This is a genomic window from Azomonas agilis (genome assembly GCF_007830255.1).
GTDB classification, from domain to species: domain Bacteria; phylum Pseudomonadota; class Gammaproteobacteria; order Pseudomonadales; family Pseudomonadaceae; genus Azomonas; species Azomonas agilis.
Window position 1 is genome coordinate 1 of sequence record NZ_VLKG01000002.1, and the last position, 22662, is coordinate 22662.

Sequence of the window (22662 nt, forward strand, 5' to 3'; positions counted from 1 at the left end):
GTCATGGTTAGTCCTCGGTGGGGGCGTTCAGCAGATCAGGGTCAAACTGGTCGCACAGCTCATAACCTGTTTGTTGCACCAGCACGGCTAGGGCTTTGGCTGCATTAGCTAAACCGCTTTCCAATTCATGATGCAGGTGGTGTTCACTACCATCGGCCCCCAGCAGATCAGCAATGGCGCTTAAACCAAGTCCGGCACAGGTCAGGGTATTGGCCCGCTCATAAGCCAAAGCATCATTGTGGCGGCGATTGATCGGAGGGCGGCTCATGGAGTCACCTCCAGCGCTTGAGCCAGACTCAGACGTTCTTCAGCACCTCGGCTTAAATCCGTCATCACCAGACTGAGGTTACCCAGCTCTTGGAGTAACCAGCCAAGGCTCATTAGCTCATCGGCATTTAAGCCAAAGTCTTGGTTGTGGGCGGCACTGGCGATGCACCAGCCAATGGCAGAAACACCCGTAGTCAGGGTGCCAAAGCATGAATCCGCTGCTTGTGTAATACGTTGCAGTCGCTCGGTCTGCTCAGTGGTTAGTGGGGTATTTCTAAAGGCTGGGGCGATGCTGTCCAGATCCACCAGTAACTCACGCAGGCGGCTCATTACTTCACCTCCTGTACGGCGTTTAGGGCGTTATCCAGTCGCTCTGATTCAGCGTTTAAATACTGAGAACAGTCGTGGGCCAAGTAATGCCCCAAGCGGGCCAGATCCTTGGCTACGTCCATACGGTTTTCAGCGGGGGATGAGGCATCCAGTACCGCCGGAATAGCCGCCATCAATGCCGTGAGCCAGCGGGTGTGCTCTACGCCATAACGGACGGTTTCTAGGCTTTCATCAGCTACTTGAGCGGCACTAAAAACAGGCTGTTTCACTGAACACCTCCTAGGGTTTCCAGCGCGCGGGCCTTGTTCATGTGGTCGTTGTAGCGATTAAGGCGGGTAGAGAGGGAGGAATCAGCGTGTAAGGCAGCTAAGGCCATGCGCCGATGGGCGATTGCCCGAATTTTGGACGGATTGAGGCTGAGGATATGACGTAGTGTCATGGGTGTAGCTCCTTGATTAATGGAGCTGCCACGAATCGCTGCTAAACGATTTTGGGTGGCAGCTGTACGCGGGTTAGCAGACCGGGAATCAAGGCACCCGGCAGGCGCAAGCGCCTCCCACGCACAGCCGCCATGACGAAACATTGCAGGCATAAAAAAACGCCACACAATGGTCATTGGGGCGCTGTTGCGCCTTGATTTGTTCGGGCTGCTAAACCCGTCCCCTGTCGCTTTCACAAGGGCAGGCACAGAGTAGCGGGGGTGGCCTGTGCTGGTCAAGGTTGCTCTATGTAGCGTACAGCCGTAGACTATTTTTGTAGTTACAGAAATATGGCTATAGATATTGAATTTGATCCCGCAAAAGCGGCTAAAGCTTTGGAGGATCGAGGGCTGGATTTCAGTAAAGCGGGCCAGATTTTCCAAGGTAAACATCTGACCAGACGGGATGATCGAGCTGATTATGGCGAAGACCGCTATAACACAGTTGGATGGTATGAAGGACGGTTGGTTTTCGTTACTTGGACACCGCGTGGCCAGAAGCGCCGTATCATCTCCATGAGGCACACACATGAAAAAGAGCAGCGAAAAATCAGACATCTCTTGGGTTGATCCAGACGATGCACCCGAAATTACAGATGATTGGATTGCCGAAGCGGACTTACTCCAAGGGGAAACGCTGATCCGCCGAGGCAGACCGCGCAAAATAAACCCTAAAACCCAAGTAACCTTACGCATAGATAGAGAGGTGCTCGACTTCTTCAAAGACACCGGCCCCGGTTGGCAAACGCGCCTGAATGAGGCTTTGTATCTGGTGGTGGCTAATGCCCAAGGGGAACGCCATGCCTCTAAGCTCAAACGGGGTTCTGCCAGTAAAAGAGCCTGATGAGTCGGTAGTCGGCTCTGATGAGGACATGAGCAATGACTACTCGTAATCCGCGTATTACCCGCGTTCAGCCCATTGCAGGGCAGCACAAACTCCAGATTGAGTTCAGCAACAGCAAGACCTATACCCTTGATCTGCTGGACTACCTTCAGAGCTTTACCATCCTCAAACCCTTGGAAGACTTGGAGCGGTTTGCTCAAGCCCAGATTGGGGATTGGGGCTTTGATGTGACATGGGGCGATGACTTGGAACTGGCAGCCACTACGCTGTACCGATTGGCCTTGGAGCAAGCGGGAGAAGTGATGCCGACCCAAGCCTTTCGCCAATGGATGTCGGCTAACAGTCTGTCGCTGACTACGGCAGCGGAGGAACTGGGTTTTACTCGGCGCACCATTACCGCCTACAGCAGTGGCAAGGCCATGATCCCCAAGCATGTGGCCTTGGCCTGTAAGGGCTGGGAAGCGCTGAACCGAAACAGCAGTGCCAATCAGCGTAAGCGAGTCTGAACAGGGCACCAGCAACCCCACATCCACAGGGTTTTGGTTATACTGGCTGTGCAATTTGCTGATTGTTTTAATGAGGCTGCTCTGACTGGCAGCCTTTTTTATGACTGCCATTTAAGCCACCTCGTTATCGTGACGCTCAGCAATACGGGCTTCCACCCACGCGACGACTTCTTCCTCAATCCAAACCGCAGACTTTGGCCCCAACATGACTTGCTTAGGGAGGGCTTCTAAGGAAATCCGGCGGTAAATCTCCGAGGTGGAGAGGGTGGTTAGTTCCCGGACTGCGGGCAGTTTGATAAAGCGGCGGACTGGGGCCAGCTCTTTTGGGGTTGAGGCTTCGCGTTGGGGTTCGCGCTGTTGGCGCAAGGGTAGGGCAATGGTCGGCATGTTTAGCACCTTGTTGGGTGGTGTTGGGAACATGGCCGTCATCTTGGCGAGTGCAGTGCAGGCGAAACAGGTCACAGCTTCCAGTAAAGGTGTGACACCTTTCAGGATTTTGGCTGTGGATAACTGCTAGAGGCGAAAGCACATCGGGCTTGGAAAGGTGTTACATCTTTTTTTCGGGATAGCGGGCAACTGCGCCCCCTCTCTTACGCGCAGGCCAGCCCAAAGCCCAAGTGAAACGCGATACCACCGAGTTGAGGGACTGGCCAAAGTGTTGGTCGAGCCAGCGCTGGCAATGGACTTTGAGGCCGATGCCGGTGTCGGTGACCAGATCCAAGGTGCCGTTTTCCGTGAGGTCACACCATGCGCTGACAAGGCGGCGACCTTCAGGAGGCGATAACGGATTATCGGGATTCATAAAGGCCACGATCCCGGCGTATTGATCCAGCACAGCTTGGAGCTGGGTAGTTCTGCGTCGTTCTTCAATCAGCGCTCTACGCCAATGCTCCTTTTCCTCAGCAATCTGCTGAAGCTGGGTATCTCGACCGATCAAGGCTTCTTTGAGACTTTGGGCTTTTAACTCAGCGTTGTGGCGGGCTGTGCGCTCGGTGTCCAGTTGTTGGCTGGCCGTGTGTTCACCTTCTGCACGTTGCTGGTGTTCACGAATGGCTAAACAGGTGGGGTCACTGCCTGAGATGAACTGCGGGCTATTTTGGGCTAAGGCCGTGTTGCCCTGCGTGGGGGCGCTGGCGGTCATGCTGTGCATGAGGCCGTTGGCGATCAGAGCGCGGTCGGTGGCTTCTTTAACCAGTCGGTCAATCCAGTAACGGGCTACTAGGACAGCACTGGCACGGGCTCTCCCCTGAGTGGTGGCCACCGTACTTGGGGTGCGTCCTTGGCCAAGAGCATCAAAGTATTCGGCGATGCCCCATAGGGTGAGTGCATCGGGTTTAGCCTGTACGTCAGAGGGGCCAACCAGTAGGGCACAGTCAGCCGGTAGCAGAGTGCCCGGTTTACTGAGGGAGCGAATGAGTTCCGCCAGTTCGGTTGCTAACAGGCGAGGGTTAAGAGGCTGGTGCTCTAGCCACTCATCAACAATTTGGCTCAAGGCTATGCGACCGGCACGCAGCTCCATTCCTTTCATTCCTCCCTAAAACCCGCTTCCATATCGAGTGAAGGGGGTATTGTGGGAGTTAAGGCTCTAGGATGGGGGTCAGGCACGCCGAATACTCACAATATTGCCCCCAGCACAGAGGGCATCTATTGAGTCTGCCCACTCCTGCATCATCTGGCGGCGTTGCTCTAAGTAGGCGGCATGGTTGTAGGTATCGCGGATCTCGTCTTGGTCGCCATGAGCCAACTGGCGCTCAATCCAGTCTCGGTTATAGCCTCGGCTATTGAGTTCGGTACTCAGTAAATGGCGAAAGCCGTGTCCAGTTTGGCGGCCTTTATAGCCCAGCTCTGCCAAGACTTTGTTTACCGTGTTCTCACTCATGGGGCGATTGGCATTGTTACGCCCTGCAAACACCAGCTTATAACCTCCGGTGATTTCGCGTAGCAGTCCCAAAATAGCGAGTGCCTGATGGGATAAAGGCACAGTATGAGGGCGGCGGGCTTTCATGCGTTCTTTGGGTATCGTCCAGACAGCATCATCCAGATCAAACTCACACCAAGGCGCGGCCCTTAGTTCGCCCGGTCTAACCCCTGTCAGCATCAGCAGTCGGATGGCGTAGCGAGTCATCACATGGATATTCGCTTGGTCTATCTGCTTGAGTAGTTCAGGGAGTTCAGTAAAGGGAATGCTGGGGTGATGGCGGGTAGGGGGCGCATGAGCTGCAACTACATCAAGGTCTGTTGCAGGGTTTGATTCGACACTGCCCTTAGCTAATCCGAAACGAAAAATTTGATTCAGCCACTGGCGGGTTTTCTTGGCGACATTATAAGCCCCTCGATCCTCAATACCTCGAACCAAACTCGCCAGTTCAGGGCGGGTAATGGTTTTGACGGGTCGATGACCTAAAACAGGTAGAAGGTCTGAAGCTATATAAGCAGCCGTCTTATCAGCCGTTGATTGAGCCCAGCGTGGAGCGCGGTAGGAGTGCCACTCCAAAGCCAACTCTTTAAAGGTGAGGCCATCTAGTTGCTGAGCTTCCTTTTCGGCTTGTCGCTCAAGGCTTGGGTCTTTGCCTTCAGCTAAGGTCTGGCGTACAGCATCGCGTAGTTGGCGGGCTCTTTGGAGGGTAACTGCTGGGTAGGCACCTAAAGCCAGCATTTTGGCTTTGCCATTGAAGCGATAACGGTAGCGCCACAGCTTGGAGCCGCTGGGTGTGATTTCCAGACATAACCCGTTGGCATCGGCCAACCGATACAGCTTGGCCTTGGGCTTGGCAGTGCGGATTGAGCTGTCTGAAAGCGCCATGAGCAGTCTGGGTGTGAGTAGATTTAATGACCGAACTCGGTCTACTCACGAATCTACTCACAATCTTCTGGGCTTACAAGGGAAGTTTGGGGAATACCTAGGAACTAAAAATCGCTCAAGGGCTGATTCTTCTAGGGATTTTGGAGGTTTGGGGAAGGCTTGAGAAGATTAAGTGGTGCCCCGGGAGAGACTCGAACTCTCACTCTGTCTCCAGAAACGGATTTTGAATCCGCCGCGTCTACCGATTCCGCCACCGAGGCACTGTGGGCGCGCAGTATAGAGATGAATGTACTAAAGGTCAATCAGTTCTCGTGGTTATTAAGCGGTCTTTCAGATAAGCTGTACGACTTTAAGCAAGTACCCGATTTTCTACATGCGCGTCGCTGACTTTTCCTTCGATTTACCCGAATCCTTAATTGCCCGTTATCCCTTATCCGAGCGTAGGGCCAGTCGTTTGTTGGTACTGGATGGAGTAACCGGGGCTTTAGAACACCATCAATTTGTTGATGTGCTGGATTACGTTCAGCCCGGGGATTTGATGGTGTTTAATGATACCCGCGTGATTCCAGCCCGTTTGTTTGGGCAAAAAGCCACCGGCGGTAAATTAGAGATCCTGATTGAGCGGGTATTGGATGAGCAGCGAGCTTTAGCCCATGTACGTTCTAGCAAATCTCCCAAGCCAGGATCGCGCCTTTTGTTGGACGGTTGTGCCGAAGCGGAAGTTTTGAGCCGTCAAGAGGCTTTATTTGAGCTGCGCTTTAATGAGCCTTTATTGCCTTTGCTAGATCGTATAGGCCATATGCCGCTTCCTCCTTACATGGAGCGCTTAGATGAGGATAGCGACCGAGAGCGTTATCAGACCGTCTATGCGCGTCACGCGGGTGCTGTTGCGGCTCCTACTGCAGGACTGCATTTTGACCCGTCTTTACTCGAAAGCTTGATGACTAAAGGCGTGGAAACAGCTTTTGTGACCTTGCATGTGGGGGCGGGTACTTTTCAACCGGTGCGGGTTGAGCGGCTGGAAGAGCATCTTATGCACACTGAATGGCTGAATGTCAGCGCAGAGGTGGTTGAGGCGGTTAAAGCCTGCAAAGCGCGGGGCGGGCGTGTGATTGCCGTGGGGACTACCAGCGTGCGCTCACTGGAAAGCGCTGCCCGCGATGGCGAGTTAAAACCCTTTACGGGAAATACCGATATTTTTCTTTATCCCGGTAAGCCTTTTCATGTGGTGGACGTGCTGATTACTAACTTCCACCTACCTGAATCCACCCTCATCATGTTGGTGTCGGCCTTTGCTGGTTATTCCGAAACCCTGAAGGCTTATGCTGAGGCTATTGCTCAGGGCTACCGTTTTTACAGCTACGGGGATGCCATGCTGGTGCTTCGCAACCCAAATGCCCGTGGCCCAGAGGATCATTCATGAGTCAGTGTCACATGAGCTTCGAGCTGCTGGCCACCGAGGGTCGAGCGCGGCGTGGGCGTTTGGTGTTCCCGCGTGGTGTGGTGGAAACCCCAGCCTTTATGCCTGTAGGTACCTATGGCACAGTTAAGGGCATGTTACCCCGCGATCTGGAAGCCATTGGTGCGCAGATTATTTTGGGCAATACCTTTCACCTGTGGTTGCGACCCGGTACCGACATTATTCGCGCGCATGGTGATTTGCACGACTTCGCCCAGTGGCAGCGGCCTATCTTGACCGACTCCGGCGGCTTTCAAGTCTTTAGCTTGGGGGCGCTGCGCAAGATTAAGGAAGAGGGCGTGTACTTTGCCTCGCCGGTGGATGGGCGCAAAGTGTTTATGGGGCCGGAAGAGTCCATGCAAGTGCAGCGTGACCTAGGCTCTGATGTGGTAATGATCTTTGACGAATGCACCCCCTATCCTGCCGATGAAGCCACCGCCCGCCAGTCGATGGAGTTATCTTTGCGTTGGGCGCTGCGCTCTAAACAGGCTCATGCTGATAATCCAGCGGCTCTGTTTGGCATTGTGCAAGGTGGTATGCACGAGTCTCTGCGCATGCGCTCCTTGGAGGGTTTGTGCGAGATTGGCTTTGATGGATTGGCGATTGGTGGTCTGTCCGTAGGCGAGCCTAAAGAGGACATGCTGCGCATTTTGGATTTCCTACCGCCGCAGATGCCAGCCGACAAACCGCGTTACTTAATGGGCGTAGGCAAGCCTGAGGATTTAGTAGAAGCTGTGCGCCGCGGTATTGATATGTTCGATTGTGTCATGCCGACCCGCAATGCCCGCAATGGCCATCTTTTTACCGATACTGGTGTAGTGAAAATCCGCAATTCAGCCCATAAGCACGACGATACCCCTTTAGATCCTACCTGCGATTGCTATACCTGCAAACACTTCTCCCGTGCTTACCTGCATCATCTGGATAAGTGCGGTGAAATGCTGGGGAGCATGCTGAATACCATCCATAATCTGCGCTATTACCAGTATTTAATGGCTGGTTTACGGGATGCTATCCAACAGGGTACATTGGCTGCCTTTGTCGACAGCTTCTATGCCAAGCGCGGATTACCCACACCAGCACTGGTATAAATAGATAAGAAGAAGTCCGGCTTTCTTGATTCAAGTAAGTACCTAAGTACGTTATGCAACAGGAGTAGTACATGAGTTTTCTGATTTCCGCTGCCCATGCTCAAGAGGCTGCCGCACCTGCTGCTGCGCCTGGTAACGAGATGATGAGCCTGCTGATGCTGGTTGGCTTCATGGTGATTTTCTACTTTATGATCTGGCGGCCACAGGCTAAGCGCGCTAAAGAGCACAAAAACCTGCTGGCCAGCCTGCAAAAAGGCGACGAAGTCATCACTTCAGGCGGTATTGCTGGTCGCGTATCTAAAGTGGCTGATGATTTCGTCGTAGTAGAAGTCTCTGATACGGTTGAGCTGAAAATTCAGAAAGGAGCCATCGTTGCTTCTTTGCCTAAGGGCACGCTGAAAGCCATCTAAGGTGTTCAACCTCTCATTTCAACGGGGCGCATTGAGCGCCCCGTGTCGTTAAGCGGGCTATGTCATGCTTAATAAATACCCTCTGTGGAAGTATGTCTTGATACTGGTCGTGCTGCTGTTGGCCAGTCTGTATTCTTTACCCAATTTGTTTCCGGACGACCCTGCGATTCAAATTACGGGGGCTAGCAGTGCGCGGGCAGTGACCCAAGCAGACTTAGACCAGACGCGTTCTGCGTTAGAGACTGCAGGTATTCAGGTTAAAGCCACTTCTTTATCGGAGCAGGGGCGGGCTGGTTTACTGCGCTTGGTTAAGCAAAGCGATCAACTCCCGGCTAAAGATGTGGTACGTAAAGCGCTGGGTGAAGACTTTGTAGTCGCTCTGAATTTGGCGCCTACTACGCCTGCTTGGTTGCGTGCCATTGGCGCTAACCCGATGAAATTGGGTTTGGATTTATCCGGTGGGGTGCATTTCCTGCTGGCGGTGGATATGGATAAAGCCATTAAAACGCGGCTGAATATCCAAGAGAACGAAATCAAATCCCTGTTGCGTAAAGAACAGGTGCGGTATCGCAGCTTACCGGGGCAAGATAAAAGCATCGCCGTGGGCTTTAGCGATGAAGCACAGTTAGAGAAAGCCCAAAAGCTGATTCGTGATAACTACAACGACTTTAACTTCAGCACCCGCACCTTAGATGACTTGCAGGTACTGGAGCTGAGCTTTACCGAAACGCGCTTGGCCGAAATTCGGGAATACTCCATCAAACAAAACTTGACCACCGTGCGTAACCGGGTCAATGAGTTGGGAGTGTCTGAGCCTTTGGTGCAGCGTCAGGGGGCTGACCGCATTGTAGTAGAGCTACCTGGTGTTCAGGATACAGCGGAAGCCAAACGTATTTTGGGTAAAACCGCTAACTTGGAGTTTCGTTTAGCCGCTTCATCGGATGCTCCTCGCGCTACCTCAGAAAGCTTTGAATTCCGTGAGTCAGGACGAGCACCTGCTTTATTGGAGCGGAGCGTCATCATCACCGGCGATCAGGTCAGTGATGCTCAAGCCAGTTTTGACGAGAATGGCCGCCCACAGGTCAATATTCGTTTGGATGGCTACGGAGGCGAGCTGATGAGCCGTGCCACCCGTACCAACGTAGGTCGCAGCATGGCGGTGCTGTTTATTGAGCAAAAGCCAGTTACTCGGACGGTACGCCAAACGGTGGATGGTGTAGAGAAAGAGGTTAGCGTCCAAAGCTTCCAAGAAGACAAAAAGATCATTAGTTTAGCCACGATCCAATCTCAGCTTGGCAGTCAATTTCGGATTACGGGCCTGAATGGACAGGGTGAGTCTTCGGAGTTAGCTCTGTTGCTGCGTGCCGGTGGTTTAGCGGCACCCATGTACTTTGCGGAAGAGCGCACCATTGGCCCAAGCTTGGGGGCTGAAAACATTGAGCTGGGGCTACAGTCCGCTGTTTGGGGCTTTATTTTCGTAGCCGTTTTTATGGTGGCAATTTACAAGCAGTTCGGAGTAATTGCGACCCTAGCCTTGCTGTTTAATATGTTCTGCCTAATGGCGCTAATGTCCATGCTTGGGGCCACGCTGACCTTGCCGGGCATCGCGGGTATTGTGCTGACCATCGGTATGGCGGTGGATGCGAATGTGCTGATCTTCTCGCGGATTCGGGAGGAAATTGCTCGGGGTATATCCATTCAAAGGGCGCTGCACGAAGGTTTTGATCGAGCCTTTTCCGCAATTTTGGACAGTAACCTTACTACGTTATTAGTAGGGGCTATCCTGTTCTCTTTGGGAACAGGGCCGGTAAAAGGCTTTGCCGTCACCATGTCGTTGGGGATCTTGACCTCCTTGTTTACTGCTGTGGTGGTAACGCGGGGTATGGTCAACCTGATATACGGTGGTCGTGACATTAAGAAGCTGTGGATCTGAGGAAGCAACCGATGAAATCGACGATTAACTTCATGGGTGTGCGCCGAATTGTCATGGGCTTCACCCTAGTGGTATTGGTTATTTCTGTCCTGAGTTTGGTCTTTCGCGGGCTGAATTATGGTCTGGATTTTACCGGTGGTACCTTGGTAGAGCTGAGTTATCAGCATGGCGTTGAGCTGGACACCCTGCGCGGACAATTGGCGCAAGCAGGCTTGGGTGACGCACTGGTGCAGAGTTTTGGCGTCAGCACCGATGTTGTGGTACGGATGGCCGGTGACGATGGAAAGGTAGGTCAGCATATTGCTCAAGTGCTGCAAGCGGCTGATCCCAGTAACCCGGTTACGGTTAAGCGGGTGGACTTTGTTGGCCCTGCGGTCGGCGAGGAGTTACGCGACCAAGGTGGCTTGGGCATGTTGCTGGCTTTAGGCGGCATCATGTTATACATGGCCTTCCGTTTTCAGTGGAAGTTTGGTTGTGGCGCGGTGTTGTCCCTGTTTCACGACACTATTATCGTGCTGGGCGTGTTCTCCCTGTTTGGCATTCCTTTCGATCTGACGGTATTGGCAGCGGTATTGGCCATGATCGCCTATTCGCTGAACGATACCATCGTAGTATTCGACCGTGTGCGGGAGAACTTCCGCATACTGCGTAAAGTTGAGCTGATCGAAAACATCAATATCTCTACCACCCAAACCTTGTTGCGTACCTTGGCCACCTCAATCTCCACGTTGTTGGTAGTGGGTGCGCTGATGTTGTTTGGCGGTGATAGCCTGTGGGGATTTTCGCTGGCACTGTTCATCGGCATTGTGGTGGGGACCACTTCGTCTATCTATGTGGCCAACGTCACTTTGATTGAGCTGAAGTTGACCCGTGAGGACTTAATTCCGCCTCCGGTGACGGAAGATGCTCGTCCTTAGGATGCCTTAAGGTAATAAAAACGCCCGGAAGGGCGTTTTTTTATGACTATGACTAGCCCTTAGCGTCTTAGGGCTGGAGGCAGGTGCGGTTGAATGTTGGTCAACACCGCTTTAAAACATTTGGTATTACCCGCAACAATATGTCCACGCTCCAAGAATTGGTGATCGCCGGTAAAATCGCTGACCAGTCCACCGGCTTCTTGGATTAACAAAGCTCCGGCCGCCATATCCCATTCGGCTAAACCAAACTCCCAAAAGGCATCGTAGCGGCCTGCTGCCACATAGGCCAAATCCAGGCTAGCAGCTCCTGCGCGGCGCAATCCTGCGGTTTGGCCGACTAAAGAGCGGAACATATTTAGATAGCTGTCTAGGTAGTCTAACTGTCCTTCGCGGAAGGGGAAGCCTGTAGCTAACAGAGCGCCCTCCAATCCTTTGCGGCTGCTGACGCGCAGACGTTTACCGTTCAGCGCAGCGCCTCGGCCTCGGCTAGCGGTGAATTCCTCTTGGCGTATAGGATCGAGCACTACGGCATGTTCCAAACGTCCGCGATACTTGCAGGCAATGCTGACGGCAAAATGGGGAACACCGTGGATAAAGTTAGTAGTGCCATCCAGAGGGTCGATGACCCACAGATAATCCGCACCATCCCCTGATCCCGGTTGCAGGCCAGTTTCTTCCCCTAAAATCCCGTGGGTGGGGTAGGCTTTACGCAGAGCAGCGATGATGCTTTGTTCGGCCGCATGATCGACTTCGGTGACATAGTCCTTGGCCTCTTTTTCGTTGATGGCGAGGACATCCAGGCGCTCAATGGATCGAACAATAAGTTCACCGGCGCCGCGAGCGGCGCGCAGCGCGATATTCAGCATGGGCTGCATGTTGCGTATACCTGGGCTTTTAAAGAAAGCTGGCAATTCTAGCAGAATACTGTTTTCAGGTAAGGGTTAGCGCGTGGACTGTAGTAAGCTTATACGTTCCGTTTTGCTGTTTGAGAGTATTTGCCTTGCTGCACAAGTTTCGTATTGTTTTGGTGAACACCAGTCATCCCGGTAACATTGGGGGTGCAGCGCGTGCCATGAAAACCATGGGATTATCCCGTCTTGTGCTGGTGCAGCCTGAGATTTTCCCCAGCGAAATTGCTGATGCTCGTGCCTCCGGGGCAACCGATCTTTTGCAGTCAGCACAGGTAGTAAACTCCCTAGATGAAGCTCTGGTTGGTTGTCAATTAGTATTAGGAACCAGCGCGCGAGAGCGGCATATTCCTTGGCCCCTATTAGAGCCCCGTGCCGCTGCCGAGCGTTGTGGAGCCTGTACCCAGCAAGGCGGAGAAGTTGCCTTGGTGTTCGGTCGGGAGCACGCCGGTCTGACTAATGAAGAGTTACAGCGCTGCCACATCCATATTCATATTCCCTCAGACCCCAACTTTGCCTCACTGAATTTAGCCGCAGCGGTGCAGGTTTTGGCCTATGAGCTGCGTCTAGTGGCTTTGAGCGCAGAGAAAGACTCAGTAGCGCCTGTCCATACCCCAGATCCTGACACTCAACCCGTTACCGCTGACGAGTTGGAACAGTTCTATCAGCACTTGGAGCAGACACTAATTGATATCCGCTTTCTTGATCCTGAGCGGCCGCGCCATTTGATGGCTCGTTTGCGCCGTCTGTATGGACGAGCTGATATTGAGCGGCTGGAGATGAATATCCTGCGCGGCATTTTGACCGAGACTCGGAAGATCGCTCGTCAATCCATCACATAATAGCGCCTGCTGCTTTTGAGGACTCCCGATTGAACAGTTCAAGGCTTGGGAGCCTCAAGTATTCGTGCCATGATGCCAATACGAATTTAAATCGTGGAGTTGGGCATGTTGGATTATTTACTCCAGCGTGTACGGGACTACGCTCCGGGTAGTGGCCCAGTGGGGTGCTTCTCAGAAGCCGCAGTACTCATGCCGATCACGCGCACTGATTCACCAGAACTGGTGTTAACCCTAAGGGCGAGCGGACTTTCTACCCACAGCGGTGAGGTGGCTTTTCCCGGTGGTCGGCGTGACCCTACTGATCTGAGTTTAAAGCATACCGCTTTGCGTGAAGCCGAGGAGGAGGTAGGTTTACCCCCCGGTATGGTTGAGATGATGGGATCGCTCACCCCCTTAGTATCGCGTTACGGCATCAAGGTTACGCCCTATGTGGGGTTGGTGCCTAACTACGTCGAATACCGCCCCAATGATGCCGAAATCGCCAGCGTATTTTTTGTGCCGCTGAAGTTTTTTTGCCAGCCGCCGCAAGAGATACAGTGGCGTATGGATGCTCAGGGCCAAGCTTGGCCTGTACCGAGCTATTACTACGATAATTATAAAATCTGGGGACTCACCGCTTTGATGATCATTGAGCTGGTCAATGTAGTCTGTGATGCAGGGGTATGCTTACAGCAGCCTACCTCACTGTCCCTAACTGCTATGAGGAGATCCTGAAAGTGAAATACCGTCTAGGCGAAGCCCAAGTAGAAGCCCATCCTGAGAGCTGGATCGCACCCAATGCCACTCTAATTGGCAAAGTGCGTTTAGAGGCGGGAGCCAGTGTTTGGTTTAACACTGTACTGCGTGGCGATAATGAGCTGATCCATATTGGTGAGCGCAGTAATGTGCAAGATGGCAGCGTATTACATACCGATATGGGCCAGCCTTTAACCCTAGGAAGAGGTGTGACTGTGGGCCATAACGTCATGCTGCACGGTTGCACGGTAGGGGATCATAGTTTGATTGGTATTAATGCGGTCATACTTAATGGCGCTAAAATTGGCCGCTACTGCTTGATTGGTGCTAATACCCTAATCCCCGAAGGAAAAGAAATTCCTGATGGCTCTTTGGTCATGGGTTCTCCGGGTAAAGTGGTGCGTACCCTGACGGATGAGCAGAAAAAAATGCTAGAAAAAAGTGCTGAAAACTACGTCCTTAACGCCCAGCGTTATGCCCGTGAGTTGCAGCCACAGGAAGATTAAATACTGCGTTTAATGCTGCGCAGCCTATATTTTTAACTACTAAAATCTCCTGCCGAGGAAGATATGCCCCATATAGGTACGCCCCTATCGGTGAGTGCAACGCGCGTTCTGCTTTGTGGCTCTGGTGAGTTGGGAAAAGAACTGGTCATTGAGCTACAGCGTCTGGGGGTTGAGGTCATCGCCGTTGACCGTTATGCCGATGCACCGGCTATGCAAGTGGCCCATCGTAGCTACGTTATTGATATGCTGGATGGTGCTGCGTTACGGGCGTTGATTGAGCAAGAAAAACCCCACTACATCGTGCCCGAAATTGAAGCCATCGCCACAGCTACCTTGGTGGAATTGGAATCCGAAGGCTTTACCGTCATCCCCAGTGCGCGTGCGGCCCACTTGACCATGAATCGCGAGGGCATCCGCCGTTTGGCGGCTGAGGAATTGGGCTTGCCCACCTCCCCGTATTTCTTCGCAGATACTGAAGCCGACTACCGTAAAGCTGCGGAGACTCTGGGCTTTCCCTGTGTTGTCAAACCCATTATGAGCTCATCGGGTAAAGGTCAAAGTGTCCTCAAAGGGCCAGAGGATTTAGCCACGGCTTGGCAATATGCCCAAGAAGGTGGTCGCGCTGGGAAAGGCCGTGTCATCGTAGAAGGCTTTATTGAGTTTGACTATGAAATCACCCTATTAACCGTGCGTCATACGGGTGGAACCAGCTTCTGTGCGCCTATTGGCCATCGTCAGGTCAAGGGGGATTACCACGAGTCTTGGCAACCCCAAGCGATGAGCGCCACCGCCTTATCTGAAGCCGAGCGTATTGCCTTACGCATTACCGAGGCGTTAGGTGGACGCGGGCTGTTTGGTGTGGAGCTGTTTATCAAAGGCGACCAAGTTTGGTTTAGCGAGGTTTCGCCACGTCCTCATGATACGGGCATGGTGACTCTGATTTCTCAGGATTTGTCTGAATTTGCCTTACATGCGCGCGCGATTTTGGGTCTACCCATTCCCTTGATCCGCCAGTTTGGGCCATCCGCTTCTGCCGTACTCTTGGTGGAGGGCGAGTCCGAGTCTTTGAGCTTTGGCAACTTAGCCACTGCTTTGAGCGAGCCGGATACTAACTTACGCCTATTTGGTAAGCCTTGGGTGAAAGGGCAACGGCGCATGGGTGTTGCTTTGGCGCGTCATCAGTCGATTGAGGAAGCACGGGGGCGCGCTCAGCGGGTAGCGGGTGCGGTGTCTGTGACCCTCTAACCTTGAATCAGCCCTAAACCAAGGAGTGCCTAACTCAGGGGTTTAGGGCTATCAAGGCATGATCTGGGTTAGATATGCAGGATAAATTCGCGTACCAGTTTGGTACCGAAGTAAGCCAGCATCAGCAGACAAAAGCCCCCTAGCGTTAAGCGAATCGCCGTTGGGCCACGCCAGCCTAAATAGTGGTGAGCTGCCAATAACAAACCAAAGACCAGCCACGCGAACAGCGATAACAGCGTCTTATGTACGAGGTGTTGAGCCAGCAGGTTATCGACGAAAAACCAGCCTGACAGCAAAGAAATACAGAGCAAAATCCAGCCTGCCCACAAAAAGCTGAACAGTAAATGTTCCATCGTTTGTAGGGGCGGGAAGTTACGAATAATGCCGTTAGGGTGTTTACGTTTTAATGCAAAATTTTGCAGCAACAGCAGCAAGGCTTGCAGTGCTGCCATAGTAAAAATGCCGTAAGCCAATATAGAAAACAGAATATGGGCCAGCATGCCGGGTTGTTCTGCAATAGGCGGTGCAGTGCCAGTGGGTGCAAACTGTGCCAATAACACCGCCAGCGCCGTCATAGGGAACAAAGGCAGTAGCAGGTTTTCGACGGGTAGGCGGCGCATCGCCAAAAAAATCAGCGAAACAACAGAGGCTGCAATCAGGCTAGAGGCGGTGAAAAAGTTCAGATTTAATCCAGCAGGGACAAAGAGATGCTGGGCAAGGCTCACCACATGCATCAACAGTGCTAGACCGCCAAGGGATACTAAAATAGAGCGATTAGGAGCAATGTGCTGTATCAGTCTTAGGCCTTGATATCCCGTGATACCGGCATAAAGACAGGCCGCTGTAAGGCTGGGTAGCAAAGAATGCATAAGTCTGAAAGCATGTTTTTAAGGGTCTTGAGTTTGGCACAAATTGTTCTTTGTGCAACAGCGATAAAGCGCACAAAACATAAAACCTAATGCTTGAAGTCGACACTAGCTTCTATAATCGTCTTCATCCATCACCAAAGCCTGCGTGGAATGGCCATGTTTGACAACCTGAGCGACCGACTTTCCCAAACCCTGCGTCAAGTAACTGGCAAGGCCAAACTAAGCGAAGACAACATCAAAGATGCTCTGCGCGATGTGCGTATGGCTTTGTTGGAAGCGGATGTAGCCTTACCCGTCGTTAAAGACTTTATTAATAAGGTCAAAGAGCGGGCTATTGGTACCGAGGTTTCCAAAAGCCTGACTCCAGGTCAAAGCTTTATCAAAATTGTTAAGGCTGAGTTGGAAGACCTAATGGGTAAATCCAACGAAGACCTAAACCTCAACGCAATACCGCCTGCTGTAGTGCTGATGGCGGGTCTGCAAGGTGCGGGTAAAACCACTACCGTGGGTAAGCTGGCACGCTTTTTAAAAGAGCGTAAGAAAAAATCTGTGATGGTGGTGTCGGTAGATGTATATCGTCCTGCAGCCATTAAGCAGTTGGAAACCTTAGCCCAAGAAGTTGGGGTAGTGTTTTATCCTTCAGAAGCCCATCAAAAACCTGCTGACATTGCCAAAGCAGCCATTCAAGAGGCCAAGCTTAAATTCATTGATGTCGTATTGGTGGATACCGCCGGTCGTCTGCACGTTGATGGCGAGATGATGCAGGAGATTGAGCAACTACACGCCCTGATCAAGCCGGTGGAAACCCTGTTTGTGGTAGATGCCATGACCGGGCAGGATGCCGCCAATACGGCTAAAGCCTTTAACGACAGTCTACCGCTGACGGGCGTTATTCTGACCAAGGTAGATGGTGATGCACGGGGCGGGGCGGCATTATCAGTACGCTCCATCACGGGTAAACCCATCAAGTTTGTGGGGATGGGGGAGCGTACCGATGCTTTAGATCCTTTCCATCCGGATCGGGTCGCCTCGCGTATTTTGGGCATGGGGGATGTGTTGAGCCTGATCGAACAGGCTGAGCAAAATCTGGACAAGGAAAAAGCCCAAAAACTCACCCAAAAGCTGAAAAAAGGCAAAGGCTTTGACCTAGAGGATTTCCGCGACCAAATTCAGCAAATGAAAAGCATGGGCGGATTTGGCGGAATGATGGATAAGTTACCTTCCATAGGTGGGGTTAATTTATCCCAAATGGGTAACGTGCAGGATGCGGCGGAGAAACAATTCCGGCAAATGGAAGCCATCATCAACTCAATGACCCCTGAAGAGCGCCGTAACCCTGATGTGGTTAGTGGTTCGCGCAAACGGCGTATTGCTTTAGGTTCTGGAACACAGATTCAGGACGTAGGCCGTTTGATTAAGCAACACAAACAGATGCAAAAAATGATGAAAAAAGTTACCGGAAAAGGCGGCTTAAGCAAAATGATGCGTGGTATGGGCAGCCTATTTCCGGGGGGCGGATTACCGAAACTCTAAGGCTTGAAGCCTAAATCAACAGGCTATGGGCTTGATCTTTGATCAAGCCTAGCCGAAAAGCCATTTGCAAACTGGTGGATAATCCTTAAAATACGCGGCCTTCTGGCCTTCATAAGGCCCAAGTATTCCAGATGTGTCGCATCACTACAGGATTATCTTCATATGGTAACTATTCGCCTCGCTCGCGGTGGCTCTAAAAAGCGCCCCTTCTATCACCTGACCGTAACCAACAGCCGTAATGCTCGTGACGGTCGTTTCGTTGAGCGTATTGGTTTCTTTAACCCCGTTGCAGCGGGTGCAGAGCCTCGTCTGTCCGTAAACCAAGAGCGCGTTAGCTACTGGTTAAGCCAAGGTGCTCAGCCTTCAGAGCGCGTTGCTCAACTGCTGAAAGAAGCGGCCAAGACTGCAGCCTGACCCTTATGACAACAGTACCTGCTGTGACTGATAATGTGCTGGTACTGGGGAAGATTGTATCGGTTCAGGGCATTCGTGGAGAAGTGAGGGTTTATTCTTACACTGATCCTATTGCCAATCTGCTGAACTACCGCTACTGGACGTTACGGCGCGGAACCGAGCTTAGGCGCGTTGAAGTAGCCCGTGGGCGTGTTCAAGGCAATGTGTTGGTGGTTAAGCTAAAAGGGCTTAACGATCGCGAGTTAGCACAAACCTACGCCGAGTTTGAAATTTATATTCCCAAACACGAACTACCTGAGTTGCCCGCTGGAGAATACTACTGGCATCAGCTAGAAGGCTTGAGGGTCATTGATCAAGCGGGTCAATGTTTGGGGCGTGTGGATCATCTGCTGGAAACCGGAGCTAATGACGTACTCGTAGTACGGCCCTGTGATGGCAGCTTAGATGATCGAGAACGGCTATTGCCTTACATCGACTCCTGCGTGCAACGGGTTGATTTAGAGCTAGGTGAGCTGCACGTGGATTGGGATGCAGACTTTTAAGGTTTGAGGCCAAATCCCAAAATGCGGATTGATGTGATTAGCTTGTTCCCAGAAATGTTTGCTGCGATTCAGGACTACGGTATTACCGGACGCGCAGTGAAGCAGGGAATTTTGAATCTGCATTGCTGGAATCCCCGTGCTTATACGGATGATCGTCATCAAACGGTGGATGACCGCCCTTTTGGGGGTGGCCCCGGAATGGTGATGAAAGTTGAACCCTTAGAACGGGCTCTGATGGATGTGCGGCAACAGGTGGGTACGCAAGCGCTCGTTGTTTATCTGTCACCTCAGGGTCGCCCTTTAGACCAAGAACGTGTTCGGGCTTGGGCAGGGCAACAGCAGGGATTAATCCTCATTGCTGGGCGTTATGAAGGCATTGATGAGCGTTTTATTGAAGCGCATGTCGATGAAGAGTGTTCCATTGGTGACTATGTGCTATCGGGGGGTGAGCTACCCGCCATGGTACTGATTGATGCCGTCACTCGGCTGTTACCGGGCGCTTTAGGGCATTCGGGATCGGCAGAAGAAGATTCCTTCAGTGATGGTTTGCTGGATTGTCCCCACTACACACGCCCTGAAGTGTATGCGGGGAAGGCTGTTCCTGAGGTGCTGCTCAGCGGCAATCATGAACACATCCGGCGTTGGCGTTTACAACAGTCCCTCGGTCGGACTTGGGAACGCCGCGCTGATCTTCTGGATAGCCGCTCGCTTTCTGGAGAAGAACAAAAGCTGCTGGATGAATACATTCGCCAGCGGAACGATAGTTAAGGTATCGATGGCTGCATTCATTAGACAGCCTGAAGGAGCATGAGCATGACCAACAAGATTATTCAGCGTATTGAAGCTGAACAAATGACTAAGGAAATCCCGGCTTTTGCCCCGGGTGACACCGTTATCGTGCAAGTAAAAGTAAAGGAAGGCGACCGTCAGCGTCTGCAAGCCTTTGAAGGCGTTGTGATTGGCAAGCGTAACCGCGGCCTGAACAGTGCCTTTACGGTACGTAAGATCTCCAACGGTGTAGGCGTTGAGCGTACCTTCCAAACCTATAGCCCATTGGTTGACAGCATCAGCGTCAAACGTCGTGGTGATGTACGCAAAGCCAAACTCTACTATCTGCGTGAGCTGTCTGGTAAAGCGGCCCGTATCAAAGAAAAACTGGCCTGATCCTCATTTACGGATTGCCCGTTTTCAGCTACAAAAAGCCCGTGTTGCCCACACGGGCTTTTTGTTTCTAAGGACTTTTTACCGCTAATGCCAGAGCTAATCCCCCTACATGACCCTCTAGTGGATCAGTTTTTAGACAGCCTTTGGTTAGAAAAGGGGTTAGCCGAAAACACACGCCAGGCCTATTCCAGCGACTTAGCTTTGTTTAATGCTTGGCTACATACTCAAGGCTTGAGTTTGATTCAGGTTGAGCGTGAACAGATTTTGGATCATCTGGCTTGGCGGGTGAACGCAGCCTATACCGCTCGCTCTACGGCGCGCTTATTGTCGGCATTGCGGGGGCTGTATCGCTATGCGCTGCGTGAACACCTGATTAAGCAAGATCCCACCTTGCGCGTGGGGATGCCTCGTGTGGGACGACCTTTACCTAAAGTAATGTCTGAGGCCCATGTGGAGGCTCTATTGCGTGCTCCAGATTTGGATACACCTCTAGGGCTTAGAGATCGCGCTATGCTAGAGCTGTTGTATGCCACCGGATTGCGGGTGACAGAGCTGGTGAGCTTAACCTTAGATCAGGTCAGTGTGCGCCAAGGCGTGTTACGTATCTTCGGCAAAGGTGGGCGGGAGCGCCTATTACCCTTTGGTGACGAAGCTCTGCACTGGATAGAGCGTTACCTCAAAGAGGCTCGAATGCACCTAGTGCACGGAGCCACTGAGGTTTTGTTTCCCAGTCAACGCGGTGAGCAGATGACCCGCCAGACCTTTTGGTATCGCATTAAGCTGCACGCTAAAGTGGCTGGTATCAGTGTGACCATTTCTCCCCACACACTGCGACATGCTTTTGCGACCCACTTGTTAAATCACGGTGCGGATTTAAGAACCGTGCAGATGTTGCTAGGGCACAGCGATCTCTCCACTACACAGATTTACACCCATATAGCCATCGTGCGTCTGCAAGAGCTGCATGCCAAACATCATCCGCGTGGCTAAGGCGCGTAGGATCAACCCCTGTGATATTCTGAACCATCAATCGCTCCTTACGAGGAATCTTTATGTCTGTGATTCGTGGGTTTTGGACTGCTTTAGCATTACTGAGTTGTACCCATTTAGCCTATGCAGACAGCCCCAGCAGCCCAGAGCAAGCTATCCGTAAAACCCTGCAATCTTTACAGTCGGATATGGTGGTGGAGTCCATCAGTAAAAGCCCTGTGGCCGGTTTATACCAAGTGGCTTTGCAGGGTGGTCGTCAGATTTATGCCAGCACCGATGGACAGTTTTTGCTGCAAGGCTATTTGTTTCAGTACAAAGAGGGCGCTGTGGTCAACTTGACCGAACAGGCGCAAGAGACGGCAGTGGCTAAGACTATTGCGGGTCTGTCAGAGCAGGAAATGGTGGTGTTTTCCCCTAAAGATCCCAAAACCACCATTACCGTGTTTACCGATACCGACTGCCCTTACTGCCAAAAGCTGCACGATGAAGTGCCAGAGCTGAATAAGCGCGGGGTGGCGGTTCGTTATTTGGCCTTTCCCCGTCAAGGCTTGAAAAGCCACGCGGCTGAAATCTTAGAGAGCGTTTGGTGTGCCAAAGATCGCCAAAAAGCAATGGATTTGGCCAAGGCGCGCAAAGAGGTTGATAAAGCCAGTTGCAGCGCCAGCCCCATTGCTAAGCAATATGCTTTAGGACAAAACATCGGTATTCAGGGTACACCGGCCATTATCTTGGCTAATGGACAGATTATTCCTGGTTATCAACCTGCTGCTGTTTTGGCTGATCAGGCGCTTAAAGCGGCTAAAGTTAATTAAATTCTAGGTCAAGGATTTTCATGGATAAACTATCAAGACGCTCGGTATTGTGGGCTGGTTTGAGTCTGGCTGCGGCTGGGCCTGTATTGGCTCAGACTCGCCCTCAAGAGACGCAGACTGAAGCGACTGCTACGGCCCAACGAGCACAGGCCATCGGTCAGCCAGCAGAGTTGATAGAAGATCCTCGGGTTGAAACCCTTGATCTAACCGTATCAGGCCATACTTGGCGGTTGTTGATCGGTGCTCCAGCGGTAGAGGTACCGCCCGAAGGTTATTCGGTACTCTATGTTTTGGATGGCAATGCCTGCTTTCCTATGCTGTGGCATGCACGGGAGCAACTGGCTCCCAAAGCGCCTGTAGTTATCGTGGGGGTCGGTTATCCCATTACTCAGCGTTTTGACGTGGTTCGGCGTTATTGGGATTTAACTCCAGAAACGGCGGCTGAATATCTGCGTATGCGGGGTTCAGCAGAGTCACGAAGCACAGGAGGGCAGGCCGTATTTCTGGACTTTTTGGCTCAGGAAGTCAAACAGGCGATCAGTCAGCGCTTTAAGGTTAATCCTAAGCAGCAGACCCTATTTGGGCATTCTTTGGCGGGGCTTTTTACCCTATACACGCTATTTAATCGTCCAACTCTATTTCAAAACTATGTCGCCGCCGATCCGGCTATTTGGTGGAATAATCGATCCATTCTGCACGAAGAGTCCGCGTTTAGGGCCGGTGTTTCCATCGCAGGCGGTGCTGTGGTTGATCCGTTACGGCTTTTGGTAGAAAAGTCGGGTCAAGCCCACGGCAGCCATACGCGCGAAGAAATCCAAGAGGGAATTGATATCGCTAAGGCCTTAGGAGGGCGATTAGCGAATATTAAAGGGTTGGATGTGTTTTATCGGGATTTCCCTGAGCATAGTCATCCTTCCATGATCGAACCCTCGGTGCGGGATGCTTTGTTGTTTCATATGCATCAGCAGCTCCCCGAGGACGTGGTGAAACTGACTGCTTAACTGCTTAACTGCTTAACTGCTTAGTAGAAGGGGAGAGCTTAGGGCTCCCCCTTCTATGTACCT

General features: G+C 52.1%; 29 protein-coding genes and 1 tRNA gene. 20 read left to right on the top strand and 10 right to left on the bottom strand.

All coding sequences use genetic code 11. The features are described from left to right. Positions 1-7 precede the first annotated feature (7 nt). From LX59_RS02325 to LX59_RS15540, 4 genes are read right to left on the bottom strand one after another with little or no spacing between them, the layout of a single operon-like run. Positions 8-268 carry a hypothetical protein gene (locus LX59_RS02325; RefSeq protein WP_246118638.1) on the bottom strand — a complete coding sequence of 87 codons (261 nt, stop codon included), beginning with the start codon at positions 266-268 and terminating at the stop codon, positions 8-10. After that, the gene (locus LX59_RS02330) at positions 265-597 is read right to left on the bottom strand and encodes a hypothetical protein (protein WP_144569801.1); all 333 of its coding nucleotides are present in this window, start codon (positions 595-597) and stop codon (positions 265-267) included. Before LX59_RS02330 ends, LX59_RS02325 begins: the two co-directional genes overlap by 4 nt. Then, positions 597-866: a hypothetical protein gene (locus LX59_RS02335; protein WP_144569802.1), complete on the bottom strand. Its 270-nt coding sequence runs from the start codon at positions 864-866 to the stop codon at positions 597-599. Before LX59_RS02335 ends, LX59_RS02330 begins: the two co-directional genes overlap by 1 nt. Next, on the bottom strand, positions 863-1036 hold the full coding sequence (locus tag LX59_RS15540) for a hypothetical protein (protein WP_170234308.1): 174 nt from the start codon (positions 1034-1036) through the stop codon (positions 863-865). The genes LX59_RS02335 and LX59_RS15540 overlap by 4 nt, the downstream gene beginning before the upstream one ends. 330 nt (positions 1037-1366) lie before the next feature. Here LX59_RS15540 and LX59_RS02340 point away from each other — a divergent pair, with 330 nt between their 5' ends. From LX59_RS02340 to LX59_RS02350, 3 genes are read left to right on the top strand one after another with little or no spacing between them, the layout of a single operon-like run. Then, positions 1367-1645 (top strand): BrnT family toxin, encoded by a 279-nt coding sequence (locus LX59_RS02340; protein WP_211354805.1) that lies wholly within the window; start codon positions 1367-1369, stop codon positions 1643-1645. Next, the gene (locus LX59_RS02345; RefSeq protein ID WP_144570248.1) at positions 1605-1919 is read left to right on the top strand and encodes a BrnA antitoxin family protein; all 315 of its coding nucleotides are present in this window, start codon (positions 1605-1607) and stop codon (positions 1917-1919) included. Before LX59_RS02340 ends, LX59_RS02345 begins: the two co-directional genes overlap by 41 nt. A 35-nt stretch (positions 1920-1954) precedes the next feature. Beyond that, a complete protein-coding gene (locus LX59_RS02350; protein WP_144570249.1) occupies positions 1955-2425 on the top strand; it encodes a DUF2442 domain-containing protein in 471 nt (156 codons plus the stop codon). 111 nt (positions 2426-2536) lie between these two features. On the opposite strand, the gene LX59_RS02355 is transcribed toward LX59_RS02350, so the two are convergent. From LX59_RS02355 to LX59_RS02370, 4 genes are all read right to left on the bottom strand, one after another. After that, positions 2537-2812, bottom strand: a complete 276-nt coding sequence (locus tag LX59_RS02355) for a helix-turn-helix transcriptional regulator (protein ID WP_144570250.1) — start codon at positions 2810-2812, stop codon at positions 2537-2539. Between the two features lie 160 nt (positions 2813-2972). Further along, positions 2973-3944, bottom strand: a complete 972-nt coding sequence (locus LX59_RS02360; RefSeq protein WP_144570251.1) for a hypothetical protein — start codon at positions 3942-3944, stop codon at positions 2973-2975. Between the two features lie 78 nt (positions 3945-4022). After that, entirely contained in the window at positions 4023-5228 is a 1206-nt protein-coding gene (locus LX59_RS02365) for a tyrosine-type recombinase/integrase (RefSeq protein ID WP_144570252.1), read from the bottom strand. Positions 5229-5401: 173 nt separating this feature from the next. Further along, positions 5402-5488, bottom strand: a tRNA-Leu gene (locus tag LX59_RS02370). 113 nt (positions 5489-5601) lie between these two features. Here LX59_RS02370 and queA point away from each other — a divergent pair. The 5 genes from queA (at position 5602) to secF (ending at position 11038) form a co-directional block, all read left to right on the top strand. Further along, entirely contained in the window at positions 5602-6651 is a 1050-nt protein-coding gene (gene queA, locus LX59_RS02375; RefSeq protein ID WP_144570253.1) for a tRNA preQ1(34) S-adenosylmethionine ribosyltransferase-isomerase QueA, read from the top strand. An 11-nt stretch (positions 6652-6662) separates the two neighbouring features. Further along, positions 6663-7778 carry a tRNA guanosine(34) transglycosylase Tgt gene (tgt, locus tag LX59_RS02380; RefSeq protein ID WP_211354818.1) on the top strand — a complete coding sequence of 372 codons (1116 nt, stop codon included), beginning with the start codon at positions 6663-6665 and terminating at the stop codon, positions 7776-7778. Positions 7779-7849: 71 nt separating this feature from the next. Continuing rightward, a complete protein-coding gene (gene yajC / locus LX59_RS02385; RefSeq protein ID WP_144570255.1) occupies positions 7850-8188 on the top strand; it encodes a preprotein translocase subunit YajC in 339 nt (112 codons plus the stop codon). Between the two features lie 64 nt (positions 8189-8252). Then, the gene (gene secD / locus LX59_RS02390) at positions 8253-10121 is read left to right on the top strand and encodes a protein translocase subunit SecD (protein ID WP_144570256.1); all 1869 of its coding nucleotides are present in this window, start codon (positions 8253-8255) and stop codon (positions 10119-10121) included. A gap of 11 nt (positions 10122-10132) precedes the next feature. Beyond that, entirely contained in the window at positions 10133-11038 is a 906-nt protein-coding gene (gene secF / locus LX59_RS02395) for a protein translocase subunit SecF (protein ID WP_144570257.1), read from the top strand. A gap of 59 nt (positions 11039-11097) precedes the next feature. Here secF and suhB read toward each other — a convergent pair whose 3' ends face one another. Further along, positions 11098-11913 carry a type III secretion system regulator SuhB gene (suhB, locus tag LX59_RS02400; RefSeq protein ID WP_144570258.1) on the bottom strand — a complete coding sequence of 272 codons (816 nt, stop codon included), beginning with the start codon at positions 11911-11913 and terminating at the stop codon, positions 11098-11100. 125 nt (positions 11914-12038) lie between these two features. Between suhB and trmJ the strand changes: the two genes are divergently transcribed. The 4 genes from trmJ to purT all read left to right on the top strand — a co-directional run bounded on the left by trmJ (position 12039) and on the right by purT (position 15274). Beyond that, positions 12039-12788: a tRNA (cytosine(32)/uridine(32)-2'-O)-methyltransferase TrmJ gene (gene trmJ, locus LX59_RS02405; RefSeq protein ID WP_144570259.1), complete on the top strand. Its 750-nt coding sequence runs from the start codon at positions 12039-12041 to the stop codon at positions 12786-12788. A gap of 105 nt (positions 12789-12893) precedes the next feature. Then, entirely contained in the window at positions 12894-13502 is a 609-nt protein-coding gene (locus LX59_RS02410; RefSeq protein WP_144570260.1) for a CoA pyrophosphatase, read from the top strand. A 2-nt stretch (positions 13503-13504) separates the two neighbouring features. Continuing rightward, a complete protein-coding gene (locus tag LX59_RS02415; RefSeq protein WP_144570261.1) occupies positions 13505-14029 on the top strand; it encodes a gamma carbonic anhydrase family protein in 525 nt (174 codons plus the stop codon). A 63-nt stretch (positions 14030-14092) separates the two neighbouring features. Next, positions 14093-15274: a formate-dependent phosphoribosylglycinamide formyltransferase gene (purT, locus tag LX59_RS02420; protein ID WP_144570262.1), complete on the top strand. Its 1182-nt coding sequence runs from the start codon at positions 14093-14095 to the stop codon at positions 15272-15274. 68 nt (positions 15275-15342) lie between these two features. Here the strand turns inward: purT and LX59_RS02425 are convergent, their stop codons facing one another. Next, positions 15343-16143, bottom strand: coding sequence for a cytochrome C assembly family protein (locus LX59_RS02425; protein WP_144570263.1), 801 nt, complete (start codon positions 16141-16143; stop codon positions 15343-15345). A 156-nt stretch (positions 16144-16299) separates the two neighbouring features. Between LX59_RS02425 and ffh the strand changes: the two genes are divergently transcribed. The 8 genes from ffh to LX59_RS02465 all read left to right on the top strand — a co-directional run bounded on the left by ffh (position 16300) and on the right by LX59_RS02465 (position 22599). Further along, positions 16300-17676, top strand: coding sequence for a signal recognition particle protein (ffh, locus tag LX59_RS02430; protein ID WP_144570264.1), 1377 nt, complete (start codon positions 16300-16302; stop codon positions 17674-17676). Positions 17677-17838: 162 nt separating this feature from the next. After that, complete coding sequence (gene rpsP, locus LX59_RS02435; protein ID WP_144570265.1) at positions 17839-18090, top strand: 30S ribosomal protein S16; 252 nt, start codon at positions 17839-17841, stop codon at positions 18088-18090. A 5-nt stretch (positions 18091-18095) separates the two neighbouring features. Next, positions 18096-18632 carry a ribosome maturation factor RimM gene (rimM, locus tag LX59_RS02440; RefSeq protein ID WP_144570266.1) on the top strand — a complete coding sequence of 179 codons (537 nt, stop codon included), beginning with the start codon at positions 18096-18098 and terminating at the stop codon, positions 18630-18632. A gap of 21 nt (positions 18633-18653) precedes the next feature. Beyond that, positions 18654-19400 carry a tRNA (guanosine(37)-N1)-methyltransferase TrmD gene (trmD, locus tag LX59_RS02445; protein WP_144570267.1) on the top strand — a complete coding sequence of 249 codons (747 nt, stop codon included), beginning with the start codon at positions 18654-18656 and terminating at the stop codon, positions 19398-19400. 45 nt (positions 19401-19445) lie between these two features. Continuing rightward, positions 19446-19796 (top strand): 50S ribosomal protein L19, encoded by a 351-nt coding sequence (rplS, locus tag LX59_RS02450; RefSeq protein ID WP_144570268.1) that lies wholly within the window; start codon positions 19446-19448, stop codon positions 19794-19796. Between the two features lie 99 nt (positions 19797-19895). Then, positions 19896-20786, top strand: coding sequence for a site-specific tyrosine recombinase XerD (xerD, locus tag LX59_RS02455; RefSeq protein ID WP_144570666.1), 891 nt, complete (start codon positions 19896-19898; stop codon positions 20784-20786). Positions 20787-20848: 62 nt separating this feature from the next. Next, entirely contained in the window at positions 20849-21598 is a 750-nt protein-coding gene (locus LX59_RS02460; protein ID WP_144570269.1) for a thioredoxin fold domain-containing protein, read from the top strand. A gap of 20 nt (positions 21599-21618) precedes the next feature. Further along, positions 21619-22599 carry an alpha/beta hydrolase gene (locus LX59_RS02465; RefSeq protein WP_144570270.1) on the top strand — a complete coding sequence of 327 codons (981 nt, stop codon included), beginning with the start codon at positions 21619-21621 and terminating at the stop codon, positions 22597-22599. Positions 22600-22662 lie beyond the last annotated feature (63 nt).

What these genes read in the sequence shown, in the direction of transcription:
- LX59_RS02325 (WP_246118638.1), bottom strand. Translation starts at nt 268, where the DNA reads ATGAGCCGCCCTCCGATCAATCGCCGCCACAATGATGCTTTGGCTTAT.
- LX59_RS02330 (WP_144569801.1), bottom strand. Translation starts at nt 597, where the DNA reads ATGAGCCGCCTGCGTGAGTTACTGGTGGATCTGGACAGCATCGCCCCA.
- LX59_RS15540 (WP_170234308.1), bottom strand. Translation starts at nt 1,036, where the DNA reads ATGACACTACGTCATATCCTCAGCCTCAATCCGTCCAAAATTCGGGCA.
- LX59_RS02340 (WP_211354805.1), top strand. Translation starts at nt 1,367, where the DNA reads ATGGCTATAGATATTGAATTTGATCCCGCAAAAGCGGCTAAAGCTTTG.
- LX59_RS02345 (WP_144570248.1), top strand. Translation starts at nt 1,605, where the DNA reads ATGAAAAAGAGCAGCGAAAAATCAGACATCTCTTGGGTTGATCCAGAC.
- LX59_RS02350 (WP_144570249.1), top strand. Translation starts at nt 1,955, where the DNA reads ATGACTACTCGTAATCCGCGTATTACCCGCGTTCAGCCCATTGCAGGG.
- LX59_RS02355 (WP_144570250.1), bottom strand. Translation starts at nt 2,812, where the DNA reads ATGCCGACCATTGCCCTACCCTTGCGCCAACAGCGCGAACCCCAACGC.
- LX59_RS02360 (WP_144570251.1), bottom strand. Translation starts at nt 3,944, where the DNA reads ATGGAGCTGCGTGCCGGTCGCATAGCCTTGAGCCAAATTGTTGATGAG.
- LX59_RS02365 (WP_144570252.1), bottom strand. Translation starts at nt 5,228, where the DNA reads ATGGCGCTTTCAGACAGCTCAATCCGCACTGCCAAGCCCAAGGCCAAG.
- queA (WP_144570253.1), top strand. Translation starts at nt 5,602, where the DNA reads ATGCGCGTCGCTGACTTTTCCTTCGATTTACCCGAATCCTTAATTGCC.
- tgt (WP_211354818.1), top strand. Translation starts at nt 6,663, where the DNA reads ATGAGCTTCGAGCTGCTGGCCACCGAGGGTCGAGCGCGGCGTGGGCGT.
- yajC (WP_144570255.1), top strand. Translation starts at nt 7,850, where the DNA reads ATGAGTTTTCTGATTTCCGCTGCCCATGCTCAAGAGGCTGCCGCACCT.
- secD (WP_144570256.1), top strand. Translation starts at nt 8,253, where the DNA reads ATGCTTAATAAATACCCTCTGTGGAAGTATGTCTTGATACTGGTCGTG.
- secF (WP_144570257.1), top strand. Translation starts at nt 10,133, where the DNA reads ATGAAATCGACGATTAACTTCATGGGTGTGCGCCGAATTGTCATGGGC.
- suhB (WP_144570258.1), bottom strand. Translation starts at nt 11,913, where the DNA reads ATGCAGCCCATGCTGAATATCGCGCTGCGCGCCGCTCGCGGCGCCGGT.
- LX59_RS02410 (WP_144570260.1), top strand. Translation starts at nt 12,894, where the DNA reads ATGTTGGATTATTTACTCCAGCGTGTACGGGACTACGCTCCGGGTAGT.
- purT (WP_144570262.1), top strand. Translation starts at nt 14,093, where the DNA reads ATGCCCCATATAGGTACGCCCCTATCGGTGAGTGCAACGCGCGTTCTG.
- LX59_RS02425 (WP_144570263.1), bottom strand. Translation starts at nt 16,143, where the DNA reads ATGCATTCTTTGCTACCCAGCCTTACAGCGGCCTGTCTTTATGCCGGT.
- ffh (WP_144570264.1), top strand. Translation starts at nt 16,300, where the DNA reads ATGTTTGACAACCTGAGCGACCGACTTTCCCAAACCCTGCGTCAAGTA.
- rpsP (WP_144570265.1), top strand. Translation starts at nt 17,839, where the DNA reads ATGGTAACTATTCGCCTCGCTCGCGGTGGCTCTAAAAAGCGCCCCTTC.
- rimM (WP_144570266.1), top strand. Translation starts at nt 18,096, where the DNA reads ATGACAACAGTACCTGCTGTGACTGATAATGTGCTGGTACTGGGGAAG.
- trmD (WP_144570267.1), top strand. Translation starts at nt 18,654, where the DNA reads ATGCGGATTGATGTGATTAGCTTGTTCCCAGAAATGTTTGCTGCGATT.
- rplS (WP_144570268.1), top strand. Translation starts at nt 19,446, where the DNA reads ATGACCAACAAGATTATTCAGCGTATTGAAGCTGAACAAATGACTAAG.
- LX59_RS02460 (WP_144570269.1), top strand. Translation starts at nt 20,849, where the DNA reads ATGTCTGTGATTCGTGGGTTTTGGACTGCTTTAGCATTACTGAGTTGT.
- LX59_RS02465 (WP_144570270.1), top strand. Translation starts at nt 21,619, where the DNA reads ATGGATAAACTATCAAGACGCTCGGTATTGTGGGCTGGTTTGAGTCTG.